Annotated in this window: 22 protein-coding genes, 2 tRNA genes and 1 pseudogene; 18 read left to right on the top strand and 7 right to left on the bottom strand. The window is 63.1% G+C overall.

Annotation, left to right across the window (positions count from 1 at the left end):
* The first annotated feature begins 188 nt into the window (after nucleotides 1-188).
* Nucleotides 189-836, top strand: coding sequence for a histidine phosphatase family protein (locus AC0L37_RS13305; RefSeq protein WP_212658778.1), 648 nt, complete (start codon nucleotides 189-191; stop codon nucleotides 834-836).
* Nucleotides 837-889: 53 nt separating this feature from the next.
* A complete protein-coding gene (aroC, locus tag AC0L37_RS13300; RefSeq protein ID WP_269368208.1) occupies nucleotides 890-2,005 on the top strand; it encodes a chorismate synthase in 1,116 nt (371 codons plus the stop codon).
* Here the strand turns inward: aroC and AC0L37_RS13295 are convergent.
* From AC0L37_RS13295 to AC0L37_RS13280, 4 genes are read right to left on the bottom strand one after another with little or no spacing between them, the layout of a single operon-like run.
* Nucleotides 2,002-2,745, bottom strand: a complete 744-nt coding sequence (locus AC0L37_RS13295) for a TlyA family RNA methyltransferase (protein ID WP_212658776.1) — start codon at nucleotides 2,743-2,745, stop codon at nucleotides 2,002-2,004. The genes aroC and AC0L37_RS13295 overlap by 4 nt on opposite strands.
* On the bottom strand, nucleotides 2,742-3,341 hold the full coding sequence (locus AC0L37_RS13290) for an SCO family protein (RefSeq protein ID WP_282220855.1): 600 nt from the start codon (nucleotides 3,339-3,341) through the stop codon (nucleotides 2,742-2,744). Before AC0L37_RS13290 ends, AC0L37_RS13295 begins: the two co-directional genes overlap by 4 nt.
* Before the next feature lie 20 nt (nucleotides 3,342-3,361).
* Nucleotides 3,362-3,604: an exodeoxyribonuclease VII small subunit gene (locus AC0L37_RS13285; protein WP_212658774.1), complete on the bottom strand. Its 243-nt coding sequence runs from the start codon at nucleotides 3,602-3,604 to the stop codon at nucleotides 3,362-3,364.
* Nucleotides 3,605-3,615: 11 nt separating this feature from the next.
* Complete coding sequence (locus tag AC0L37_RS13280) at nucleotides 3,616-4,563, bottom strand: histone deacetylase family protein (RefSeq protein WP_212658773.1); 948 nt, start codon at nucleotides 4,561-4,563, stop codon at nucleotides 3,616-3,618.
* 88 nt (nucleotides 4,564-4,651) lie between these two features.
* Here AC0L37_RS13280 and AC0L37_RS13275 point away from each other — a divergent pair, with 88 nt between their 5' ends.
* Entirely contained in the window at nucleotides 4,652-5,587 is a 936-nt protein-coding gene (locus tag AC0L37_RS13275; RefSeq protein ID WP_282220856.1) for an L-threonylcarbamoyladenylate synthase, read from the top strand.
* Between the two features lie 42 nt (nucleotides 5,588-5,629).
* Here the strand turns inward: AC0L37_RS13275 and AC0L37_RS13270 are convergent, their stop codons facing one another.
* Entirely contained in the window at nucleotides 5,630-6,580 is a 951-nt protein-coding gene (locus AC0L37_RS13270; RefSeq protein ID WP_282220857.1) for a DnaJ C-terminal domain-containing protein, read from the bottom strand.
* A 106-nt stretch (nucleotides 6,581-6,686) separates the two neighbouring features.
* Here AC0L37_RS13270 and pdxH point away from each other — a divergent pair, with 106 nt between their 5' ends.
* From pdxH to AC0L37_RS13250, 4 genes are all read left to right on the top strand, one after another.
* A complete protein-coding gene (pdxH, locus tag AC0L37_RS13265) occupies nucleotides 6,687-7,316 on the top strand; it encodes a pyridoxamine 5'-phosphate oxidase (RefSeq protein ID WP_282220858.1) in 630 nt (209 codons plus the stop codon).
* A 71-nt stretch (nucleotides 7,317-7,387) separates the two neighbouring features.
* Nucleotides 7,388-8,599: a DUF898 family protein gene (locus tag AC0L37_RS13260; protein WP_269368212.1), complete on the top strand. Its 1,212-nt coding sequence runs from the start codon at nucleotides 7,388-7,390 to the stop codon at nucleotides 8,597-8,599.
* Entirely contained in the window at nucleotides 8,599-9,741 is a 1,143-nt protein-coding gene (locus tag AC0L37_RS13255; protein WP_282220859.1) for a M48 family metallopeptidase, read from the top strand. Before AC0L37_RS13260 ends, AC0L37_RS13255 begins: the two co-directional genes overlap by 1 nt.
* A 336-nt stretch (nucleotides 9,742-10,077) precedes the next feature.
* The gene (locus tag AC0L37_RS13250; RefSeq protein ID WP_473313087.1) at nucleotides 10,078-10,632 is read left to right on the top strand and encodes a DUF1499 domain-containing protein; all 555 of its coding nucleotides are present in this window, start codon (nucleotides 10,078-10,080) and stop codon (nucleotides 10,630-10,632) included.
* Here AC0L37_RS13250 and AC0L37_RS13245 read toward each other — a convergent pair.
* Complete coding sequence (locus AC0L37_RS13245) at nucleotides 10,625-11,527, bottom strand: MBL fold metallo-hydrolase (protein ID WP_282220861.1); 903 nt, start codon at nucleotides 11,525-11,527, stop codon at nucleotides 10,625-10,627. The genes AC0L37_RS13250 and AC0L37_RS13245 overlap by 8 nt on opposite strands.
* 96 nt (nucleotides 11,528-11,623) lie before the next feature.
* Between AC0L37_RS13245 and AC0L37_RS13240 the strand changes: the two genes are divergently transcribed.
* Both AC0L37_RS13240 and AC0L37_RS13235 read left to right on the top strand, forming a co-directional pair.
* Entirely contained in the window at nucleotides 11,624-12,235 is a 612-nt protein-coding gene (locus AC0L37_RS13240) for a biotin transporter BioY (protein WP_212658765.1), read from the top strand.
* 64 nt (nucleotides 12,236-12,299) lie between these two features.
* The gene (locus AC0L37_RS13235) at nucleotides 12,300-12,980 is read left to right on the top strand and encodes a spermidine synthase family protein (RefSeq protein ID WP_212658764.1); all 681 of its coding nucleotides are present in this window, start codon (nucleotides 12,300-12,302) and stop codon (nucleotides 12,978-12,980) included.
* A 53-nt stretch (nucleotides 12,981-13,033) separates the two neighbouring features.
* Here the strand turns inward: AC0L37_RS13235 and AC0L37_RS13230 are convergent.
* Nucleotides 13,034-13,110: transfer RNA gene (locus AC0L37_RS13230), tRNA-Pro, on the bottom strand.
* Nucleotides 13,111-13,293: 183 nt separating this feature from the next.
* Here AC0L37_RS13230 and AC0L37_RS13225 point away from each other — a divergent pair.
* The 9 genes and pseudogenes from AC0L37_RS13225 to AC0L37_RS13185 all read left to right on the top strand — a co-directional run bounded on the left by AC0L37_RS13225 (nucleotide 13,294) and on the right by AC0L37_RS13185 (nucleotide 21,463).
* Nucleotides 13,294-13,368, top strand: a tRNA-Gln gene (locus AC0L37_RS13225).
* Nucleotides 13,369-13,517: 149 nt separating this feature from the next.
* Nucleotides 13,518-14,459, top strand: a complete 942-nt coding sequence (locus AC0L37_RS13220) for an MYG1 family protein (RefSeq protein ID WP_282220862.1) — start codon at nucleotides 13,518-13,520, stop codon at nucleotides 14,457-14,459.
* Nucleotides 14,460-14,538: 79 nt separating this feature from the next.
* The gene (locus tag AC0L37_RS13215) at nucleotides 14,539-15,552 is read left to right on the top strand and encodes a LacI family DNA-binding transcriptional regulator (protein ID WP_282220863.1); all 1,014 of its coding nucleotides are present in this window, start codon (nucleotides 14,539-14,541) and stop codon (nucleotides 15,550-15,552) included.
* 352 nt (nucleotides 15,553-15,904) lie between these two features.
* Nucleotides 15,905-17,056, top strand: a complete 1,152-nt coding sequence (locus AC0L37_RS13210) for an extracellular solute-binding protein (RefSeq protein ID WP_212658760.1) — start codon at nucleotides 15,905-15,907, stop codon at nucleotides 17,054-17,056.
* A 98-nt stretch (nucleotides 17,057-17,154) separates the two neighbouring features.
* Nucleotides 17,155-17,934 (top strand): annotated as a pseudogene (locus AC0L37_RS13205) (ABC transporter permease); the annotation flags it as partial.
* Nucleotides 17,935-17,943: 9 nt separating this feature from the next.
* The gene (locus tag AC0L37_RS13200; protein ID WP_212658759.1) at nucleotides 17,944-18,768 is read left to right on the top strand and encodes an ABC transporter permease; all 825 of its coding nucleotides are present in this window, start codon (nucleotides 17,944-17,946) and stop codon (nucleotides 18,766-18,768) included.
* A gap of 9 nt (nucleotides 18,769-18,777) precedes the next feature.
* On the top strand, nucleotides 18,778-19,812 hold the full coding sequence (locus AC0L37_RS13195; protein ID WP_282220864.1) for an ABC transporter ATP-binding protein: 1,035 nt from the start codon (nucleotides 18,778-18,780) through the stop codon (nucleotides 19,810-19,812).
* 2 nt (nucleotides 19,813-19,814) lie between these two features.
* Nucleotides 19,815-20,651, top strand: a complete 837-nt coding sequence (locus AC0L37_RS13190) for a glycerophosphodiester phosphodiesterase (protein ID WP_282220865.1) — start codon at nucleotides 19,815-19,817, stop codon at nucleotides 20,649-20,651.
* Nucleotides 20,648-21,463 (top strand): inositol monophosphatase family protein, encoded by an 816-nt coding sequence (locus tag AC0L37_RS13185; RefSeq protein WP_282220866.1) that lies wholly within the window; start codon nucleotides 20,648-20,650, stop codon nucleotides 21,461-21,463. Before AC0L37_RS13190 ends, AC0L37_RS13185 begins: the two co-directional genes overlap by 4 nt.
* The last annotated feature ends 73 nt before the right edge of the window (nucleotides 21,464-21,536 follow it).

Raw genomic sequence — 21,536 nt, 5'->3', positions numbered from 1 at the left:
TGGTGGTACCACATAGCTGCCAGTCGCTCTGGCCGGTGGTGTCAGAAGCAAGATCCACTAATTTGGTACTGGCGTCGCTGTCATCGGCGTGGTGCTGCCTGTCAACCGGGCGCCAGCGCCAGCGCCGAAACTGCCCATCATCTGGGGCCAACAAACGCCAGTACGCACTGGCGAGAGCGGGATTGAGCATGACGACCTTTCAATGGCCGGATTTTTACTTTGCCCGGCACGGCGAAACGGACTGGAACCGCGAACAGCGCTACCAGGGCAGCAAGGACATTCCGCTCAACAGGACCGGGCAGTTGCAGGCCGATGCCAATGGCATTCTGCTGCGCGAAATGCTCGAACGCGATGGTGTTGATCCCACATCGCTGAACTGGTTTGCCTCCCCGCTCAGCCGCGCGTCCGAAACCATGGACCGCATGCGCGCCGCTTTCGATATCGAGCTGCCCCCTGTCATTCTCGACAAGCGGCTGATCGAGATTTCATTCGGCGATCTGGAAGGCCGGCTGCACGCCGATCTCAGCGCGGAAATGGCTCAGGCGCCGGGCCAGCGCGATGCCAGCTACTGGCACTTCCGGCCCGAAAACGGCGAAAACTATGATGATGTGGCCAATCGCCTGCTCGATTTCGCGCAGGAGTTGACGCAAAACGCCGTGGTTGTCGCTCATGGCGGTGTGCTGCGCGTGCTGCGCCATCTGGTCGAGGGCGCCGAGCGGGCCGATGTGCTCAACTGGCCGCCGCCGCAGGGGGTGATTGCCCATTTCACCGGTCGGCAGATGGCGCTGCACTCGGCTGCCAATACGTGGGATGCACAACGCCAGTCGGCACGTTGATTGACCACTCGGCCATAGGCCCCTAGAACGTCGACAACATCCGGGACCGCGCCATGTCATTCAATACATTTGGACATCTGTTTCGCTTCACCACCTGGGGCGAGAGCCATGGGCCAGCCCTTGGCGTGGTTGTCGACGGCTGCCCTCCCGGCTTGACGCTGACGCCCGAGATCATTCAGCGCGATCTGGACCGTCGCAAGCCCGGCCAATCCAAATACACCACCCAGCGTCGCGAGGCCGACGCGGTTCGCATCCTTTCCGGCGTGTTCGAAGATGAACGCACCGACGGGCCGCGTACCACTGGCACGCCCATCTCGTTGATGATCGAGAACACCGACCAGCGCTCCAAGGATTATTCGGACATCCGCGACAAATACCGTCCCGGTCATGCCGACTATACCTATGACCAGAAATATGGCGTGCGCGATTATCGCGGTGGTGGCCGCACCTCGGCGCGCGAAACCGCAGCGCGCGTGGCCGCTGGCGCCATTGCGCGTCAGGTGCTCGGCGGCATCACCATCCGTGCCAGCCTGGTGCAGGTTGGTCCGCACAAGATCGACTACAACAATTTCGACTGGGATCAGGTCGGCGAAAACCCCTTCTTCTGCGCCGATGCGACGGCCGCAGCGCTGTGGGCCGACTATCTCGATGGTATCCGCAAGGAAGGCAATTCGGTTGGCGCGGTTATCGAAGTGGTCGCCGAAAACGTGCCGGCAGGCTGGGGCGCGCCGATCTATGGCAAACTCAGCGCTGATCTGGCCTCGGCCATGATGAGCATCAATGCGGTCAAGGCGGTGGAAATCGGTGCCGGCTTTGAATCGGCCAGCCTGACCGGCGTCGACAATGCCGATCAGATGCGGGCGGGTGCGGACAAACCCTATTTCCTGTCCAATCAGGCCGGTGGCATTTTGGGCGGCATTTCCAATGGCGATCCGGTGGTCTGCCGCTTTGCCGTCAAACCGACCTCATCGATCCTGACCCCACGCCAGACCGTGACCACGACCAACCAAGACACCGATATCATCACCAAGGGCCGTCATGACCCCTGCGTCGGCATCCGTGCCGTGCCAGTGGGCGAGGCCATGATGGCGCTGGTGCTGGCCGACCACTATCTGCGTCACCGCGGCCAGACCGGCCGTGAAGGCGCCCTCGGGTTCGAGCGGAACTAGCCTGCAGTCTTGCTGAAAATCGCGACCGTTTCGGTATTGCCGTCGCCGCCCGTAATGGGGGAGGGGATCGACAGGCGGTGGGCAAAGCCCTGTTCGCGCATAAAGGCCACCATTTCGGTCAGGGCCGTATCGATGGCCTCCTGACTGGTCACGATGCCGCCCTTGCCCACATTGCGCCGACCCACTTCAAACTGCGGCTTGAACAGGATGACGGCATCGGCGCCGGGCGCGCACAGCGCCAAAGGTGCTGCCAGAACCTTGGTGACCGAAACGAAGCTGACATCGGAGACCAGCAGGGCGATCGGCTCGGCAATGGCCTCTGCCGTCAGATCCTTGGCGTTGACGCCTTCCATGCTGACCACGCGATCGCTGCCCTTGAGCCGCTGGTGCAACTGGTCATGGCCGACATCGACGGCATAGATGCGGGCTGCCCCGCGCTCCATGAGTACTTGGGTAAAGCCGCCCGTGGATGAGCCGATATCGGCGCAGATCTTGCCTTTGGGGTCGATGGCGCCAGCATCGAGCCCGGCGACCAGCTTGAGAGCGGCGCGCGAGACGTAATTGGCAGCCGGATCGCTCAGCTCAAGCTTGTCGTCCTTGCCCACCATCTGGTTCTGCTTGACCGCCGTGACACCATTAATGGTGACGGTGCCGCGCAAAATCGCGTCGCGTGCCCGCGCCCGGCTGGGCAGCAGACCACGCTGTTCAAGCGCCAGATCGAGGCGGATGCGCTCGCTCACAGTCCGACCAGACGCTTGACCTTGGCGGTCGCAGTGTCCCGATCTTCCTCATAGGAAATCGTGCCCTGGAACGTGCCATCAGCATTGACCAGGAAAGTCAGGGCGGTGTGGTTGACCAGATAATAGGGGTCGCCGGGCTCGCCGACCTTTTCAGAGAACACGCCAAAGGCGGCCTTGGCATTTTCGGTCTGTTCCAGGCTGCTGGCGACCAGACCAATCACGCCCGGATCAAAACCTTCGACATATTCCTTGACCATCTCGAGCGTGTCGCGCTCGGGGTCGACCGACACGAAGATGATGCGCAACTGCTCCGGCGTCAGCCCCAGCGCATCACGGATGGCGGTGGTTTCGGCCAGCGTGGTGGGGCAGACATCGGGGCAGAAGGTATAGCCAAAAAAGATCAGGCTGGGTGGACCAATCAGATCGTCCTGGGTGAAGGCGCCGCCGCGGGTCGAGTTCAGCGCGAATTCCTGCCCGGTAATGCCCAGCGGGCGGGCAGGGGGCTGGAATACGTAAAGCGCGGTGGCCGCCACTGCTACAATGGCAACAAGTGACCACAGCACGACGCGCAGATTGCGGAGGGTCTTGGTGTTCATGATGTCTCGCTGGCTGACGCCTAGGCGTCGAGGGGCTCGGTGCCCGTGGGATTGCCGTCGCGCGACAGGGTGATCTTCTCGATGCGGGCCTCAGCGGCCTTGAGCAGCGCTTCGCAATGCGCCTTGAGGGCTTCGCCGCGCTCATAGATGGCAATCGATTCCGCCAGTGGAGCCTTGCCCGATTCCAGCTTGCCGACAATTTCCTCGAGCTGGGCCAGTGCGGCCTCAAAGCTCAGCGTCTTCACATCGTCATTGTCGGCCATCAGCAAATTTCCTATTCGTCCAGGTGCCCGATGGCACCGTCCATCAGCATGGCTACGTGATGGGAAACCCCACCGGCCAGTCCCTTGAGGTCATAGCCACCTTCGAGCAGCGAAACAATGCGGTTCCCGCAGTAGCGGTCGGCCACATCCATCAATTTCCCCGTGATCCAGCCATAGTCGGCCGAGCTCCAGTTCAACTGGGCCAGTGGATCGCGCTCATGGGCGTCGAACCCCGCCGAAATCAGGATCAGATCGGGAGAGAAATCGACCAGCGCGGGGATGATGCGGGTGAGGTAGGCGTCGCGCATTTCAGCGCCACCGGTATGGGGATCAAGCGGGCTGTTGGCGATATTGCCCACCCCGGTCTCGTCGGCCCTGCCGGTACCCGGAAACAGCGGCATCTGATGGCTCGAGGCGTAAAACACGCTCGGGTCGGCCTTGAAGATATCCTGTGTGCCATTGCCATGATGCACGTCGAAATCGATGATGGCGACACGCTCCGCGCCATATTTGCGCTGTGCCTCACGCGCCGTGATGGCCACGGTGTTGATCAGGCAGAACCCCATGGGCGTGGCAATTTCGGCGTGGTGGCCCGGCGGGCGAATGGCGCAGAAGGCATTGTCGACCTCCCCCATCAGCACCGCGTCCAAAGCGCTCAATGCGCCGCCCAGCCCGGTACCGGCAACAGCCAGCGACCCTGCGGAAATGAAGGTGTCCGGATCAAGCTGGCCAATACCCTCGGCGGGGCGCGCATCGCGCAGCTTGGCCATATAGGCAGCATTGTGCACCAGCTCGGCCAGCGTAAGATCCCCACTGGGGGCATCGCGCCGGATCAGCTTGTCGAATCTGGGTCGCGCCAGGGCGTCTTCGACGGCGCGCAGCCGGTCCGCGCGCTCGGGATGACCCTGCGGCGTGACGTGATCGGCGAAGTTCGGTTGATTGACAAGTAGCGTACTCACGCGCGGTCGGGCTCCTATGCTCTTGCCCCTTCGTCTTGACGCGCCTCGTTGGCGTTGTCAAACAACGCCGAGACCCATGAAGGATGTCATGACCCATTCTGATCCGAAAACGGTGGAAGACGCTGCAGCTCTGCTGCGCGCCGGCCAGTTATGCGCCTTTGCCACCGAGACCGTGTATGGGCTGGGCGCCGACGCCACCAATGCCGATGCGGTACTCTCGATCTATGAGACCAAGGGCCGTCCGCGCTTCAATCCGTTGATCATCCATTGCGCCGATCTGGCCATGGCCGAGACGCTGGCCGAGTTTTCGCCACTGGCCCGACGGGCTGCAGCGCTCTGGCCCGGGCCGCTGACCCTGGTGCTGCCCGTCAGGCTGGGCAATGGACTGGCCGATGTGGCCATGGCCGGGCTCGATACCGTGGCCATCCGCATTCCCGATCACCCGCTGGCACTGGCGCTGCTGGCCGCTGTTGGCAAGCCGCTGGCTGCACCCTCGGCCAATCCTTCGGGGCGGCTGTCCCCGACCACGGCTTTTCAGGTGCGGTTGGGTTTTGATGGGCGCGTACCGGTACTTGATGGCGGGCCCTGCCGGGCCGGGGTGGAATCCACCATTGTGCGGGTGCTGGAAGATCAACTGGTGCAATTGCGCGCCGGCGCGATCGCCCGCCACGATATCGAGCAGGCGCTGGGCCTGACAGTGGCTGTAGCCGACAAGGACGCAGCCGTGGCGGCGCCCGGCATGCTGGTGAGCCATTATGCGCCCAATGCCAGCCTGCGGCTGGACACCACGCCAAAGGCGGGAGAGGCCTATCTGGCCTTCGGGAAGGCCCAAGACTTTGCCGGTCCCACGCGCAATCTCTCACCCAGTGGCGACCTGCATGAAGCCGCGCGCAATCTGTTCGCCATGTTGCATGAGCTTGATGGGCTGGGCACCGACATGATCGCAGTGGCGCCAGTCCCCGACCGGGGGCTGGGCGAAGCCATCAATGATCGTTTGCAGCGCGCCGCGGCGCCAAGGGACTAGGGTGTCCTCACCTCTCCCTTTAAGGGGAGAGGCAGGGTTTCGCTAGTCGCGGACCTTGTAGGGCTTCTGGTCACGCATGAAGCGGGCCAGCGCCTCGAGATCGGCATCCCCGCCGGGCGGCAGGATGACCTTGAGATTGGCGTAGAGATCGCCGGCGCCATAGAGCCCCTTGCCCTTCAGGCGCAGCGCCTTGCCGGTATCCATGCCTGGTGGCAGGTTCAACTCGACAGAGCCATCCAGCGTCGGCACGCGCACCTTGGCACCCAGCACCGCCTCATAGAGCGTGATCGGCACATCGGTGCGGATATCGGCCCCATCGCGGCGGAACTGCTTGGACTTTTCAAAACGCACCGTGACCAGCGCATCGCCGGGCTCGCCCATGCCGGGAGACCCCTGGCCCTTGAGCCGGATCTGCTGGCCCTCTTCGACCTTCTCGGGCAGCTTGACCGAAAGCACCTTGCCGCTGGGCATGCGCACCTGGATCGAGGCCGCCTTGTGGGCATCCTCGAGCGAGACTGTGGCGTTGACCACCACATCATCGCCCTTCATGGCGCGTCCTGCACCAGCGCCGCCGCCTGCAGCTGCGCCGGCAAACGGGTCCCACTGGGCGCCGCCGGCACCGGGGCCGGGGCCACGACCAGCGCCGCCACGCGGCTGGCCGCCAAAGCCGCTCATGAATTCCTTGAGGATGTCCTCAGCTGTAAAGCCGCCCTGCGCGGTGCGGCCACCGCGCTGCCCGCCGGCGCCGGGATGGAATCCGGCAAACTTCGGATTGCCGTCGGCATCGATCTCGCCGCGATCGTACTGGGCCCGCTTTTCCTTGTCGTTGAGCAGGTCATAGGCATTGGTCGCCTCGGCAAATTTGCCGTGCGCTGCAGGATCGTCTGGATTTTGGTCAGGGTGGAACTTCTTGGCCAGCTTGCGATAGGCGGACTTGATGTCCTTCTCGCCAGCCGAACGAGGCACCCCAAGCACGGAATAGGGATCGCGCATTTGGTCCATTCAATTGATGCGGGCGTTGCTTCGCCCCGGTTTCGAGTCCTATATGGCCACGCCCCCCGGCTTGTCCAGTTTTGCGCGACGAAGGGATGATATCGATATGCTGCAGACTTTGACCGAACGCCTGTTTTATGATGCGGATCGCACCGCCCTGGACCCCCTCGCGCTGTTCGAAGAATGGTTCGCGCTGGCGCAGGAAGCCGAGCCCAATGACCCGCACGCCATGGCTTTTGCCAGTGTTGATGGCGATGGTCTGCCCGATGTGCGCATGGTGCTGCTCAATGCGCGCGATGAGCGCGGCTTCAGCTTTTTCACCAATTTTCAAAGCACCAAGGGCCATCAGCTGCTGGACCAGCCCAAGGGGGCCATGGTGATGCACTGGAAGTCGCTGCGCCGACAGATTCGCATGCGCGGGCCGGTTGAGCAGGTGACGCCTGCCGAGGCCGACGCCTATTTCGCCAGCCGCGCCAAGGGCAGCCAGATTGCTTCGTCGGTATCGCAGCAGTCTCGGCCGCTCGAAAACCGCCAGGCCTTGCTCGACGAGGTTGCGCAGCGGACCAGCCAGATCGGCGAGGACGGGGTGACCCGGCCCCCGCACTGGTCCGGCTTCCGTCTTGTGCCCTCGAGCATTGAATTCTGGAAGGATGGCGAGTTTCGCCTGCATGACCGGGTGCGTTTCACCCGCGAGGGGATCGACCAGCCCTGGACCAGCCAGCGGCTCTATCCCTAGCAAATTGGCACTGACCATGCTTTCCAATCCGGCCTGCCTCCCCTAAAACGCAGGGGAGGCGGAGATTTGGCATGGTCATGCAACAGGGCCCGGGACGACCGGTGCCGGTCGTATTCACCGGAACGCGACGCGAACTGGGCGGCCTGCTCTTGCGCGGCTATCTGCTGCTCTTGCCCACCATTGGCCTGTATCGCTTCTGGCTGCTGACCTGGAAGCGGCGTTTTTACTGGTCCAATACCGAAATTGATGGCGATAGCCTTGAATATACCGGCAATGCCATGCAGTTGCTGCTCGGTTTCCTGATGGCGCTGGCGGTGTTCCTGCCCTTCTATGTGGTGTTTTTCTACCTCTCCACACTGTCCACAGACGCGGCCATCATTGGCTATGGCGGCATCGGTGTCGCGCTGTGGTTCCTGATGGGCTACGCCATCTATCGCGCCCGTGATTTCCGCTTTTCGCGCACGCTGTGGCGCGGCATTCGCTTTGATCAGACCGGCAATGGCTGGGCCTATGCCCTGCGTCGCTTCGGCTGGTCCCTGCTGATGATCGTCACCGCGGGGCTGGTCTACCCGTTCATGGCCGCCAGCCTGTGGCGCTATCGCTATGGCCATAGCTGGTATGGCGATCTGCGCTTTGGCTTTGTCGGCAGTTGGAAACAGCTCGCCGCGCAATACTATCTGACCTATGTCGCGGTGGTGATCATCGGCGCCATCGCGGCAGGCGTCGGGCTGGCCATGGATGTCGTGCCAGCTGGGGGCGAGTTCAATCCGCTGGGCCTTGTGCCGCTGGGCATCGGGGCCTTGCTGATCGCGCTGCTGGCCCTGCGCTATCAGGCGCGCGAGCTGAGCCGCATGTATTCCAGCGTCCGGCTGGGCAGCGCAGTTGTCACGGTCACGGTAACCGGTCGAGCCCTGTTCGGGCAATATGTGCTGTGCGGGCTGGCCCTGCTGGGCGCCTTCGTGCTGCTGGCCATTGGCGGCTTCGTCGTGCTGGGGCTGGTGGCCAATGAGGCTTTTGCCGGCGGCTTTGATCCCGAAATCTTCTTTCGCTACATGCAGGGCAGCCTGATCACCCTGATCGCCATCATTTTTGGCTATCTGCTGATCCTGGGCGCCTTCACCATGATGACCGAGCTGTTCATTGGCCTGGGCTACTGGAAGCTGATTGCCAGCGGCGCCAGCATTGCCGGGGCCGACAGCCTGCGCGGCGTGCGCGCCCGCAGCGAGGACAAGGCGCTGGCGGGTGAAGGTCTGGCCGATGCGCTCAATGTGGGGGCTTATTGATGCCGATCCTGGGGCGTTTCCATGATGGCCGCGTGGCCGAGGTGCACGGTGTCGAGCTGCACTATCTGGCCGAGTACGAGACCGGCAGCCTGCTGATCAATGCGGCGACCGATCATCATGAGCTGGCGCGTTGGCCGGCAGCGGACCTCTATGTTGTTCCAGGTCGCCGGGGCGAATTGCGGCTGGCCTGCAGCAGCGCCTCGGCCGGCGCACGCGTGGTGGTGCAGGGCGCTGAAAATGTCGCGCGCATCCGGGCCACCCTGCCGGTGCTGCAGTCCAAGCAGCGCCGCGAAGCCGGGCGTCAGACCCGTCTGGCGGTGATAGCCACCCTGGCGCTGGCCTCGGTAATTGCCGCCTATCTCTATGGCGTGCCGCTATTGGCCAACCGCCTTGTGGGATTGGTGCCTACCGATTGGGAGCAGCGGCTGGGCGCCACCGTCGCCACCCAGATGGAGGCCAGTCTGGGCGGCTTTCAGCTGTGTGATCCCGATCCCGATAGCCTCGCCAACCGCGCCATAGCCCGGTTCGGTCAGGCCGCCATGGCCGAGAGCGGGTCGCCCTTTGCGCTCAGCATCAATGTGGTGCGGTCCGACATTCCCAATGCCTTCGCGCTGCCCGGCGGGCAGGTATTCTTCTTCTCGGCCTTGCTCGAACAGGCGCAGTTCCCCGATGAATTCGCCGGTGTACTGGCCCATGAGATTGGCCACGTCGCCCATCGCCACGGCATGGAGCAGCTGATTTCCTCGGCCGGCACCGGTGCGCTGATCGGCTTCATTCTGGGTGACATGACCGGTATTTCACTGGCGGCGGGCCTGGGTTCCACCATCATCGATGCCAGCTTTTCGCGCGATGCCGAGCGGCAGGCCGATGCCTTTGCCGCCGCGGTTGCCCAGCGCATGGATTTTGACCCATCCGGGCTGGCCGATCTGCTCAACCGTGTCGGTCGCGACGATGATTTCGCCCGCGCGCTGGCGCTGCTCAGCACCCATCCCCTGACCGATGATCGCAAGGCCGCCTTGGCCGAGCTGGGTGCACAGCGCCCCGATGGGCTCGAGCCGCCTTTCACCCCCACCGAATGGCGCGCCATCAGAACCATGTGTGACCGTACCGCGTTCAATATCGGGCAAACCAAGACCAAGTGATGCGCAACGGCAAAATCTTCAAACTCGCGCAACACCTTGGCGCTATGTCTGGCTCAAGTGAAGCGGCGGCGGCAGAGTGCGCATACTGATCCGGACATCGCGATGGGCCATCTGGGCGCGCCGACTGGGCAGCGTCGCGGTGCCGCTTGTCATCATCTCGGTGCTGCTGCACCGGCTGCGTCTGATTTCCAGTGACCTGTTCTTGACCACCACCATCGGCGCCGCCCTTGTCGCCCTGCTGGCCGTGCTATGCGCGGTAATCGCGCTGGCGCGGCTCTGGCAAACCGGCGATCAGGGTTGGAGCAAGGCGCTGTTCGGTCTGTTTTTTGGCCTGCTTTGTCTGGCCCCCTTTGCCTGGTACGGCAATCTGGCGCTGAAATATCCGGCCGTCACCGACATCGCCACCACCACGCGTGGCGCGCTACCCCTGGTGTTCGAGCCCGGCACGGCGGCCATGCCACCCCCAGACTGCTCACCGCCGCGCAGGCACAGTCGATTTTCCCCAGCGCCGAAACCCGCGCCTACCCGCTGGGGCAGGCGCAGACCTTTGCGCTGGTCGAACAGATCATCCAGGATCATGGCTGGGACGTACGGCTGGTGCGTGCGCCCGATGCGGCGCTGGCGCCGGCGCAGATCAACGCGCAGATCATGACCATTCCCGGCTGGCGCGAAGAGGCCGTGGTCCGCGTTACCGGCACCGCCACCACGGCCATGGTCGACATGCGCTCCGCCTCGCTCAACGCGCTGCATGACTTTGGCGCCAATGGGCAACGCATCGAGCGCTTTCTGGCCGAGCTCGACGATGCCGTCACCGTGCTGCTGCGCGATAATCCCAACGTCAATCAGCCCGACATCGAGCCCGTCGAGGATGACGTCGCGCCGCTCAGCTAGCGCGTATCCGTGTGCCCCATGGGCGCCGCGATACGCTGAGCTGGCCGAGGTTTTCGAGATATTCGACATGGGCGGCAATGGTCATGCGCGCCGCCATGCGCACCGGCAGGCTCTGGCTGGGGTAGATCGCACTGACCAGAGCGCCGATGCTGTGCGCACCGTCGGCAATTGCAGCCAGCACCTGACCATTGCGCATGTGCCGATGCGCCTTGAGCGCCCGGGCAAAACCGGGACCGTTCTCGATGGCTCCACCATGGGCAGGCACATAGCGCTGCTGGGGCAGGGCAATGACCTTGTCGAGCGAGGCAAAATAATCGGCCATTGATCCGTCCGGCACCGACACCAGTGTGGAATTCCAGCCCATCACGTGATCGCCGCTGAGCAGGACATCGCCATAGCCAAAGGCCAGATGGTTGGCGCAATGGCCCGGCGTGGTGTGCACGCTGATGCGCACATCGCCCGCCGCAATGGTCTCGCCATCAATCAGTATGCGGTCGGGCACCAGATCCCAGTCGCAGGACTTGCGCAGCACATTGCGTTCGAATCGCCGCAGCGGCCGCGATAGCCGGTGCCGCCCGCCAAACCAGATCGGCACGTCATACTGGCGCCCCAGCCGGGCGGCAGCGGCGCTGTGATCGCGATGGGTGTGGGTCAGGATGATCGCCTCAAGCGCTCGACCGGCCATGGCCGCGTGCAGCGCCGCCAGATGGGTGGCATCGTCGGGCCCCGGATCAACCAGGGCAAGCCGCTCATGGCCGAGCAGAAAACTGTTGGTACCGGTGAAGGTATAGGGGCTGCCATTGGGCGCGGTAATCCGCACCAGGCCCGCGCAGACCGGCACGGCAACGCCGGTTTGCGGGTCAAATTCCCTATTGAAGGTGAGGGTGGCAGCCATTGCACTCCCGAAGGCGTCAGATTATGAAGTGAACATACGAACTGTTGTGCGTCCCGCAGAGGGGTGCCGGTTCCCGTTTTGCATGGAAGGTATGAAATGGCCGTCACTTTGACCACGCCCAACACGCTCCTTGGCCTCTACCAGCCCAAGGGTGACGCTGCCAAGCTGGCGTCCAATCTGGCAACAGTCGTTCTTGGCACGCTGCTGATCACCCTGTGCGCCAAGATCAACGTGCCGGTCTGGCCCGTTCCCGTGACGCTGCAGGGCTTTGCCATTGCCGCCCTGGCCGCAGCCTTTGGCATGCGCATCGGCGTTGCCACTGTTGGCCTGTACCTGCTCGAAGGCGCCATGGGCCTGCCCGTGTTCGCCACGGGCGGTGGTCTTGCCTATCTCGTTGGCCCCACCGGCGGCTTCCTGCTCGGCTTTGTCGCTCTGGCAGCCATTGTCGGCTTTGCTGCTGACCGCGGCGCCTCAGGCAAGCCACTTGCGCTGTTCTCGGCCATGCTGGTCGGCGATGCCGTGATGTTCGTGCTCGGCTTTGCCTGGCTGGTGATCATGGCTGGTCAGGCCGGCTGGATCGACCAGACCAATGTGATCGCTTCGGCCTTTGCCAAGGCAGTGCAGCCCTTCGTGATCTGGGACATCCTCAAGATGGCGCTGGCTGCCCTGACCGTTACCGGCGCCTGGAAGATGGTCGCCAAGCGCTAATCGCGTTCAACATGTTTTCGAAAGCCGGCCCCTTGTGGCCGGCTTTCTGTTTTTGCGAGATAGCATGGCTGTAAATCCCTGGACTTTGCTCGATACGGCCAGCGTGCCCGGCGGCGAGGGCGATCTGCGTCTGATGCAGCGCGGCAGCGAATTTTCCATCATGGCGGGGACCACCTCGCTGATGAACAGTCGCATGAGCGGCTCCGAAGAGGCGCTGGCCAGCCTGAGCTGGCAAGCCATTGCCGGCCGCGCCAGGCCGCACATGCTGATCGGCGGTCTGGGCATGGGGTTCACCCTGCGCGCTGCGCTCGACATCCTGCCCGCCGATGCCCGCATTACCGTGGCCGAACTGGTGCCCGCCGTGGTCGAATGGGCTCGCGGGCCCATGGCCGACGTGTTCGGCACCTGCCTGTCGGACCCGCGCGTCACCATCCGTCTGGGCGATGTCGGCACAGCGCTGGTGGGTGAAAATCTCTATGACGCCATTCTGCTCGATGTCGACAATGGCCCCGAGGGCCTGACCCGCGATTCCAACCAGCAGCTCTATAGCGTCAAAAGCCTGCGCCGCACGCTGACCAGCCTGCGTCCCGATGGGGTGCTGGCGGTCTGGTCCTCCCACACCAGCGCCCCCTTTACCAAGCGCCTGACCATGGCCGGCTTTGCCGTCAGGGAAGAAAAGGTCCGCGCCCGCGGCAAGAAGGGCGGCGAACGCCACCACATCTGGCTGGCCAAGAAAGCCAAATAGGGCAGGGGTCCCGCCAACAGAAAAGCCCGGCCTCATCAGAGGTCGGGCTTGGTTGGTCGGAGTAGAGTGATTCGAACACTCGACCCCCTGCTCCCGAAGCAGGTGCGCTACCAGGCTGCGCTATACTCCGTCAGATCTCGCGATACGGGATAATGTGGCGGCAGATGCCCAGCACAGGGAGGCGTCGCGGCCATTCGCGATGCGGGGCGTTATAGCCAAGCTGGCTTTGCCGTTCAAGCGTTGCGCAATGGCATTTAAGGCCGCTCAGACCATGTTGCGAAGCGCCTCCAAACCGTGTACGAACCGCGCCAGTTGGGGCGTCGCCAAGTGGTAAGGCACCGGTTTTTGGTATCGGCATTCCCAGGTTCGAATCCTGGCGCCCCAGCCATTTCTCATTGATCAAAAACCGTCGCGGATTGGCCGCAGTCATGGTCTTTGCGACCGCTGGGTGCGATCGCGGGTTGAGCTGACACCCGGCAATGGGTATCTGGTGCCAACTCCAAACGCATCCGCGCGAACCACAAGGCACACCCTGGCATGACCCCAGAGCTTCTCGTCACCCATTCCGGTGGCTTCCATGCCGATGAACTGCTCTCCAGCGTCATCCTGACCCGACTGTTTCCCCAGGCGCGCATCGTGCGCAGCCGCGCGCCCGAATGGATCACGCCGGGACCCGACCGTGTCGTTTATGACGTGGGCGGGGCCTATGATGCCGAGGCGCGGATCTTTGATCACCATCAGCGCGGTGCGCCGCTGCGCGAGGACGATCAGCCCTATAGCTCGTTTGGCCTGATCTGGAAGCATTTCGGCCGCGATTACCTGGCCGCTTCAAATGTGCCGGCGGATCATGTCGAGACCGTATTTTCCAGCTTTGACAGCAGCTTCGTGCTGCCCATCGATCTGGTGGATAATGGCGCCCTCAGCCCGGCCACGGCCGGTATTCTGGCCGGCCACACGCTCTCGGCACTGCTCGAAACCCTCAAGCCGGTCTTTGACGAAACCGATCCCGAGGCTGAGGACCGCGGCTTCCACGTGGCGCTGGGTATTGCGCGCACGTTCGTTGAAGCCAGAATCGCCCGCAGTGCGGCCAAGCTGCGCGCTGAATCGATGGTCATGCAGGCCATCGAAAAGGCCGGGCAGGGGCATGTGCTCGAGCTGCCCATGGGCATGCCGCATCGCCCTGCCATCATCAAGGCGGGCGCTGATCACCTGTTGTTCGTGGTCAATCCACGTGGCGATGACTGGTCGCTGGGCACCATTCGCAGCGCCGATGAAGGCTTTGACGTGCGCGCCGATCTGCCCGCCACCTGGGCGGGTTTGACCGGCGCCGAGCTTGAGGCTGCCTCGGGCGTGCCGGGCGCCAGCTTCTGCCACAATGGTCGCTTCATCGCTGCTGCCAAGACGCGCGAAGCAATTCTGGCCATGGCCGATCTGGCTGTCGCCGAGGCGCTTGCCACGGCAAAGCCAGACCAGGCGTAACGCCATCGCGCAAATGGGTCGGCTTGACGTCGGCCCGTTTCCCTTCACTATCGCGACAGCTTGAGGGTAGGCCGTCACGATGAGCGATTTGAAGTCCCGCAGTTTCGTCAGCGCGCAGATGGTGGCCGACAAGGCCGGCGTGTCGCGCTCTGCCGTGTCGCGCACCTTTACCAATGGCGCCAGCGTCTCGGAGGCGACCCGTACCAAGGTGCTCGCAGCCGCCAGTGCGCTGGGTTATCACGTCAATCATCTGGCGCGCGTGCTGCGCGAGCGCAGCAGCATTGTCTGCCTGGTCGTGGCTGACATGACCACGCCGATCCGCGCCACCATGGTCGATGTACTCACCCGCAAGCTGCAGGCAGCGGGCAAGATCACCATGGTGATCAATACCGAAACCGATACCGAAAGCGTTTCCTCGGCCCTGCGCCAGACCTTGAACTACCGGGCCGATGCCACGGTCGTGCTTTCGGGCACGCCGCCGGCGGCGCTGATCGAAACCTGTCTGGCCAATGGTCAGCAGGTGGTGCTGATCAATCGTGATGATCAACTGGTGGGCAGCCATAATCTGGGGGTCGACAATGCGTTGGCCAGCACCGAGGCGCTGTTCCTGCTGCGGCGCGCCGGTTGCCAGCGGCTGGGCGTGATCACCTCGACGGCGGGCACCGCCAGTCTGGTGCAGCGCGAACGGACCTTCGTCGCGGCGGCCCAGGCCGTGGGGATGCAGGTAGCCATCACCGCGACCGGTCCGACCAGCTATGCCTCCGGGTTCGAGAGTGCACGCCAGGTCTTCGGACGCTCGCAGGCCCCCGACGGGGTGTTCTGCGTGACCGATCTGCTGGCCCTGGGTTTCATGGACGCCGCCCGCCATGAATTTGGCCTGCGTATCCCCCAGGATCTGTGCATTGTCGGTTTTGACGATATCGAGCAGGCCAGTTGGGAATCCTACAAGCTGACCACCTTTGCCCAGCCGCTGACGGCCATGGCCACCCATGTCGTGGACCTGCTGCTCGATCCCGATGCCGCCGGCTCCGAACGCCGCCTGTTCGAGCCCGTACCGGTGTGGCGCAAGTCGGTCAGGCCCTCCGCATCCTGAGCGCTGGGGCGCGACTTGCACCAGATGTGCAATTATATTGCACACGTGATCAGTCGTACTTTGTCATCAAAACGTTATGCGCGCTCGATAAGTGTCCCGACAGTCGCTGAAAACATTGCACTTGTGTGCAAGCGGTTTTCGGTGTTGTCTTGTGCTTGCGAGCAAGCGCCCGGCAATACCCGACACAAGATTGGGATTGCCTTCCGCTGATCGTTGTATCGGGGGAGGAGCCCCATGAGGTGGGCGGATACATGCCGTTCTGAATTCGCCTTCGACCGCGGTCGATGTGCCACCTCCAGGATCGGCAAACAGCGTAGAGGCTCGTCTTGAGCCGTCTAGATGGGAGAGCAAAATGAAACGTCGTACTTTTATGATCTCGGCTGCAGGGACCGCCGCCGGCATGGCTCTGATGCCGCGCCTGGCCTTCGCCGAAGAAGGTCGCATTGACTGGTACACCAGCTCGGACACCAATATTCTCGACTTCTGGACCAATACCGTGCGTCCCGCTTTCGAGGCCGCCAATCCCGGTATTTCGATCAATCTGGTTGATGGTGGCGACGGCGCCGGCATCATTTCGATTGGCGAGCGCGCCATGGCCGCCAAGCAGAACAATGCCGATCCGCAGGCTGACTTCTTTGAATCCGCCGACGCCCTGCTGCCCTCGGGCGCCATCGAAGCCGGCGTTTACACCAATATCAAGGAAGCGGGCCTGTCCAACTACGCCAAGGTCAACCCGCTGGCCATCGAGAGCGATTACAGCCTGCCCTATCGCGGCAGCCAGGTGCTGCTTGCCTATGACACCACCAAGCTGGCCCCTGCCGATGCCCCCAAGGACTGGGATGCGCTGGTCAGCTGGATCAAGGCCAATCCCGGCCAGTTCGTCTACAACCGTCCCGACAAGGGTGGGTCGGGCGGCAATTTCGTGCGCCGCGCCATCCATCAGGCCAATGGTCTGGATCCAGCGGTGTTCACCGTCGACAACTATACCGAAGAATTCGGTGAGGAAGCGCTGGGCAAGGCCTGGGCGCTGCTGCAGGACATCGCCCCATCGCTCTATGATGGCGGCGCCTATTCCTCGGGCAACACCCAGTCCATCCAGCTGCTGGCACAGGGCGTGGTCACCATGACCCCGGTCTGGTCCGATCAGGTGCTTCAGGCTATCGATCAGGGCGTTCTGCCCGCCGATACCGGCCTGGTACAGCTGCAGGATCTGGCGCTGGCCGGCGGTTTCACCCGCTCGGTGGTCATCGAGAACGGCACCAATCGCGACGCCGCGCTCAAGCTGGCCGATTTCATCCTCTCCGAAGAAATGCAGAGCGCCATCCTGACCGAACTGGGCGGCTTCCCCGGCGTGTCCTGGGAATATGTCTCGCCTGAACTGCGCGAGCGTTTTGCCGACATCGTGCCGACCTCCATCCCCACCTTCCCCGGTGGCGACTGGTCCTCAGCCATCAATGATGGCTGGTACCGCAATGTTGCACCAAACGTTGACCGCAACTCGTGAGCGAGGCGACTAAGGCGGAGCATCGGCCGCTGATCGATGCCACCACCGACAGCAGGAGGCCAACCGGCCTCCTGCTCGTCGGCATCCCCGTGCTGTTGATGGCCTGGCTGGTCATCTGGCCCATTATCAACGCCATTGTCCGCACCATTTGGCGCCCCGATCTGTCCGGCGACTACGGGCTGGATTTTTCGAGCTACGCCTTCTTCTTTTCCGACGGCTACAGCCTGGCCAATCTGAGCGTCACGCTGTGGACCACGGCTGTCTGCGCCATCTTCCTGCTGCTGATCTGCCTGCCGATCGCGCTTTATCTGCGCTTTTCGAGCGGCCGGCTGCCGGGCTTTGTGCAGGCACTGGCCATCTTTCCGATGTTCGTGCCCTCGATCATCCTGGCCTATGCATTCATTCGCGTGCTGGGACCTAATGGCATGGTCGACATCGTGCTCAATTCGGTTGGCCTGCCCAAGATCCGCACGCCCTATCTGACGCCCTGGGGGCCGGTCATCGGGCTGGTCTGGGACAATATCCCGCTAACCGTGCTGATCCTGCTCTCGGGGCTGGGCAGCGTCGCCAATCAGGCCATCGAAGCCGCCCGCGATGTGGGCGCCAATCGGCTTGAAGTGTTCTGGCACATCATCCTGCCGCGCATTTCCAATTCGATCCTGGTGGCCCTGTCCTTCTCCATTCTGGGCATCTTCTCGGCCTTTACCTTGCCCTATCTGCTGGGCCCGGCCGCGCCTGAAATGATGGGGCCGTTCATGCAGCGTACCTTCCGCGAGGTGAACGATCCGATCAATGCCGTCACCCAGGCCGTCATCACCTTCGGCTTCTGTATTGCCTTCGGGCTCTTCTACGTGCGCTCGGTCGCGCGCAATCAGAAGGAAATAGCCATGGCAGTCACCATTACAAACCGGCCGCGCATTGACTGGCTTGGCATTGTCTTCACGGCTCTGCTGGCGATCGCGATCATCTTCCCGCTGCTGGTGGTGGGCACCTGGGCCTTCACCGAAATCTGGCGCTATCCCAATGTGGTGCCACAGCAGTTCGGCCTGCGCTTTTGGGAACAGACCCTGACGCGTCCCGATGTGTGGAGCGCACTGACCCTGAGTCTGCAATTGTCCACCGTCGTCACCCTGATGTCGGCGGCCATTTGCCTGCCCGCGGCCTACGCCTTTGCCCGCATGAACTTTCCTGGCCGCACCGTGCTGTTCTTCTCGTTCCTGGCCGGGCACGCTTTTCCCAAATTCGGCCTGTTGATCGCCATTGCGGCCATCTTCCTTCAGCTTAATCTGATCGGCACCTTCTGGGGTGTCGTGCTGATCCAGCTGGTGGGCACGCTGTTGTTCATGATCTGGATCCCGGTGGCGGCGTTTCAGGCGGTGGATCGACGTATGGAGGAGGCGGCCCGCGATGTCGGCGCCAGTCCCCTGCGCGTGTTCTGGTCCATCACCCTGCCGCAGGCCGGCCCGACGATTGCGGCGGCGGTGCTGCTCAGCTTTGTCGGCACCTTCTATGAAACCGAAGGCGCCTGGCTGATCGGGGCGCCCGGCATCCGCACCATGCCGGTGCTGATGATCAGCTTCATCAACAACCAGATGGTCATTCAGTACGGCGCCGTGCTGTCGGTCATTCTGTGGGTTCCCTCCTTTATCGCGCTCATGTTTGCGCGCCGCGTTATCGGCGGCGGTGCCTTTGCCCGTGGCTTTGGCGGCTAGGAAAAGAATATGTCTGTTCTCAATATCTCCGACGTTTCCAAGGTCTTTGCTGGCGGCACGGTGGCTGTCGAACGCTTCTCTCTCGATGTGGCCGATGGTGAGCTTGTCTGCCTGCTGGGGCCCTCGGGCTCGGGCAAGTCGACACTGCTGCGCATGGTTGGTGGCTTCGAGCAGCCCTCCGCTGGCGTGATCACCATTGATGGCGAAGACATCACCCGGCTGTCACCCGACAAGCGGCCCACCGGCATGGTGTTTCAGAGCCATGCACTGTGGACCCATATGAATGTGTTCAAGAACCTCGCTTTCGGGCTCAAGCTGCGCAAGCTGCCCGTTGACGAAATTCGCGACAAGGTCGAGGCGGTTCTCGAACTGGTGGGGCTGGCCGGCTATGGCGATCGCCTGACGCATCAACTGTCGGGCGGCCAGCAGCAGCGCGTGGCGCTGGCGCGCTCGCTGGTGCTCGAGCCCAAGATCCTGTTGCTCGACGAACCCTTCGCCAGCCTGGACCAGCACCTGCGCGAACGGCTGCGCGAAGAGGTGCGCGACATTCAGCAGCGGCTCAAGATCACCACGCTGTTCGTGACTCACGGGCAGGACGAAGCGCTCTCCATGGCCGACCGGATCGTTGTCATGCGCGATGGTCGCAGCGAACAGGTCGACCGGCCCGATGTGGTCTATCGCAACCCGCAGACCCCGTTTGTGGCAGGTTTTATCGGTTCGATGAATCTGGTGGATGGCAGTGTCAGCAATGGCCAGTTCAATGGCTCGGGTATCGAGGTGCCCCTGCCGGTCAGCGATGGGCCGGCAACGCTGGCGGTCCGTCCCGAGGCCCTCGATCTGGTCGCGGCCGATCCCGGCGCTGCCAAGATCCACCGCATCACCGATTTCGGCACGCATGGTCTGGTCGACCTTGATCTTAAGGATGGCACCCGCATCAAAGCCATGGTTTCCCATCCTGATCTGTTCAGCGCAGGGCAGGGCGTCAACCTGCAGCCCAAGGCCATTGCCGCCTTCCGCGACAATGCCCAGATCTATCGGGGATGAGCATGGCGGACCCCCTCTATGTTGAGCGTGACGGCCATCGTACCTGGCTGAAATGGCATCGCGGTCGTCGCAAGGCGTCCGATCCGGTGTTTACCGGCAAGCGCATTGTCGAGGCGATGCGGTTGGGCGCCAGCGTCGAGGTCGATCTGGTGGTCCATGCCGATCATGGCATGGCCGTGCTGCATGATCTGACGCTGGAGCGGGAAACCACCGGGACGGGCGCAATCGCCGAGGCTCGGGCGGCTGATCTGCGCCAATTGCATCTGCGCAATGAGGCCGGCGCGCCGATTGCCGACAACGTGCTACTGCTTGAAGACCTTTGCGCCTTGCTTGCCAGGCAACAACCACATGCCGACGCGTTGCTGCAGCTCGATTTCAAGCAGGATGCAGCCGCGCTCGATCCCCAGACCATCGCCAATTTCGCCGCCAGTATTGGCGGTCTCGCGCCGCATATGATTGTCTCGTGCGGCGATGCGCTGGCTGTCGAGCAATTGGCGACGGCCACACCCGGCCTGCGCCGCGGCTACGATCCCTGCTACGGCGCTTCGCTGGAACGGCTGCAAGCCAGCGGCGATTTTGCCCGGTTCACTGCCGACGCGTTGGCAATCGCACCTGAGGCCGACCTCATCTATCTGCACTACGAAATCGTGCTTGAGGCCGACCGCAGCGGCTTTGACATCATCGCCGCATTCCAGGCCGCAGGGCACCGGGTGGACGCCTGGACGATCCGCGCCGTCACCCCCATCACCGTGTCGCAGGTCAACCGTCTGCTGGCGCTCAAAGTCGACCAAATCACCACTGATGACCCGGAGGGTCTTGCCATGGCGTTGACCGCATGACCGTCTCTTATCCCGACATTCTCGACCAGATGGTAGCGATTGCCCGCAGCGCTGGTGAGCTGACCCAGCGCCATTTCAAGCGCTTCGCCGAGCTCGAAATCGGCGTCAAAGGTCCCGGCGATTTCGTTTCTGATGCCGACAAGGAATCCGAGCAGCTGATCCGCGCCGGTCTGTTTGCAATGCAGCCCGACTGGAGCCTGACCGGCGAGGAATTTGCACCCGTCGAAGGCAGCGACGCCGAGCATCGCTGGCTGGTTGATCCCATTGATGGCACCACCAATTTCCTCAATGGCTGGCACTACACCATCACTATCGCCCTGCGCCGGGGCAACCAGACCATGTGCGGTCTGGTCTATAATCCGGTGTCCGATGAGATGTTCACCGCGCTCAAGGGGGGCGGCGCGTTCCTCAATGGCGAGCGTCTGAAGGTCAGTGCCAGTACCGATGTGGCCATGATGTGCGTGGGTACGGGCCTTCCCACGCCCAATTTGCAGCTTTACCCCGGCGCCTATGACCGCCTCGACGCCATCCGCGCGCCAATCGGTGCCGTTCGCGTGGTCGGCAGTGCCGCCAATTCCTGCGCCTATGTCGCCTGCGGTCGTCTGACCGGCTATTACGAGGAAACCGGTTTCGTAGACACCGCCGCCGGTATCCTGCTGGTGGAAGAGGCAGGCGGCATTGTCACCGACTGGTGGGGCCGTGGACCCGAAACCTTTGAACGCACCGGCGTGCTGATCGTGGCTAACCGGGCCACCCATGCGTTTCTGCTCGAAAACCTGCAGGGCGTGCCACGCAAAGACCCGGTAGGGTGAGCTAACTGACCTTGCATCTGGCGCGGCATGGACCCAGCATGAACCTTGCGCCTGATTTGGCGCGAGGCTGTCG

It is taken from the genome of Devosia sp. J2-20 (genome assembly GCF_055808475.1).
Note: the sequence above shows the minus strand (reverse complement) of the source record. Positions and strands in the feature narration are given on the sequence as shown.

What these genes read in the sequence shown, in the direction of transcription:
- AC0L37_RS13305 (WP_212658778.1), top strand. Translation starts at nt 189, where the DNA reads ATGACGACCTTTCAATGGCCGGATTTTTACTTTGCCCGGCACGGCGAA.
- aroC (WP_269368208.1), top strand. Translation starts at nt 890, where the DNA reads ATGTCATTCAATACATTTGGACATCTGTTTCGCTTCACCACCTGGGGC.
- AC0L37_RS13290 (WP_282220855.1), bottom strand. Translation starts at nt 3,341, where the DNA reads ATGAACACCAAGACCCTCCGCAATCTGCGCGTCGTGCTGTGGTCACTT.
- AC0L37_RS13285 (WP_212658774.1), bottom strand. Translation starts at nt 3,604, where the DNA reads ATGGCCGACAATGACGATGTGAAGACGCTGAGCTTTGAGGCCGCACTG.
- AC0L37_RS13275 (WP_282220856.1), top strand. Translation starts at nt 4,652, where the DNA reads ATGACCCATTCTGATCCGAAAACGGTGGAAGACGCTGCAGCTCTGCTG.
- AC0L37_RS13270 (WP_282220857.1), bottom strand. Translation starts at nt 6,580, where the DNA reads ATGCGCGATCCCTATTCCGTGCTTGGGGTGCCTCGTTCGGCTGGCGAG.
- pdxH (WP_282220858.1), top strand. Translation starts at nt 6,687, where the DNA reads ATGCTGCAGACTTTGACCGAACGCCTGTTTTATGATGCGGATCGCACC.
- AC0L37_RS13260 (WP_269368212.1), top strand. Translation starts at nt 7,388, where the DNA reads ATGGTCATGCAACAGGGCCCGGGACGACCGGTGCCGGTCGTATTCACC.
- AC0L37_RS13255 (WP_282220859.1), top strand. Translation starts at nt 8,599, where the DNA reads ATGCCGATCCTGGGGCGTTTCCATGATGGCCGCGTGGCCGAGGTGCAC.
- AC0L37_RS13245 (WP_282220861.1), bottom strand. Translation starts at nt 11,527, where the DNA reads ATGGCTGCCACCCTCACCTTCAATAGGGAATTTGACCCGCAAACCGGC.
- AC0L37_RS13240 (WP_212658765.1), top strand. Translation starts at nt 11,624, where the DNA reads ATGGCCGTCACTTTGACCACGCCCAACACGCTCCTTGGCCTCTACCAG.
- AC0L37_RS13235 (WP_212658764.1), top strand. Translation starts at nt 12,300, where the DNA reads ATGGCTGTAAATCCCTGGACTTTGCTCGATACGGCCAGCGTGCCCGGC.
- AC0L37_RS13220 (WP_282220862.1), top strand. Translation starts at nt 13,518, where the DNA reads ATGACCCCAGAGCTTCTCGTCACCCATTCCGGTGGCTTCCATGCCGAT.
- AC0L37_RS13215 (WP_282220863.1), top strand. Translation starts at nt 14,539, where the DNA reads ATGAGCGATTTGAAGTCCCGCAGTTTCGTCAGCGCGCAGATGGTGGCC.
- AC0L37_RS13210 (WP_212658760.1), top strand. Translation starts at nt 15,905, where the DNA reads ATGAAACGTCGTACTTTTATGATCTCGGCTGCAGGGACCGCCGCCGGC.
- AC0L37_RS13200 (WP_212658759.1), top strand. Translation starts at nt 17,944, where the DNA reads ATGGCAGTCACCATTACAAACCGGCCGCGCATTGACTGGCTTGGCATT.
- AC0L37_RS13195 (WP_282220864.1), top strand. Translation starts at nt 18,778, where the DNA reads ATGTCTGTTCTCAATATCTCCGACGTTTCCAAGGTCTTTGCTGGCGGC.
- AC0L37_RS13190 (WP_282220865.1), top strand. Translation starts at nt 19,815, where the DNA reads ATGGCGGACCCCCTCTATGTTGAGCGTGACGGCCATCGTACCTGGCTG.
- AC0L37_RS13185 (WP_282220866.1), top strand. Translation starts at nt 20,648, where the DNA reads ATGACCGTCTCTTATCCCGACATTCTCGACCAGATGGTAGCGATTGCC.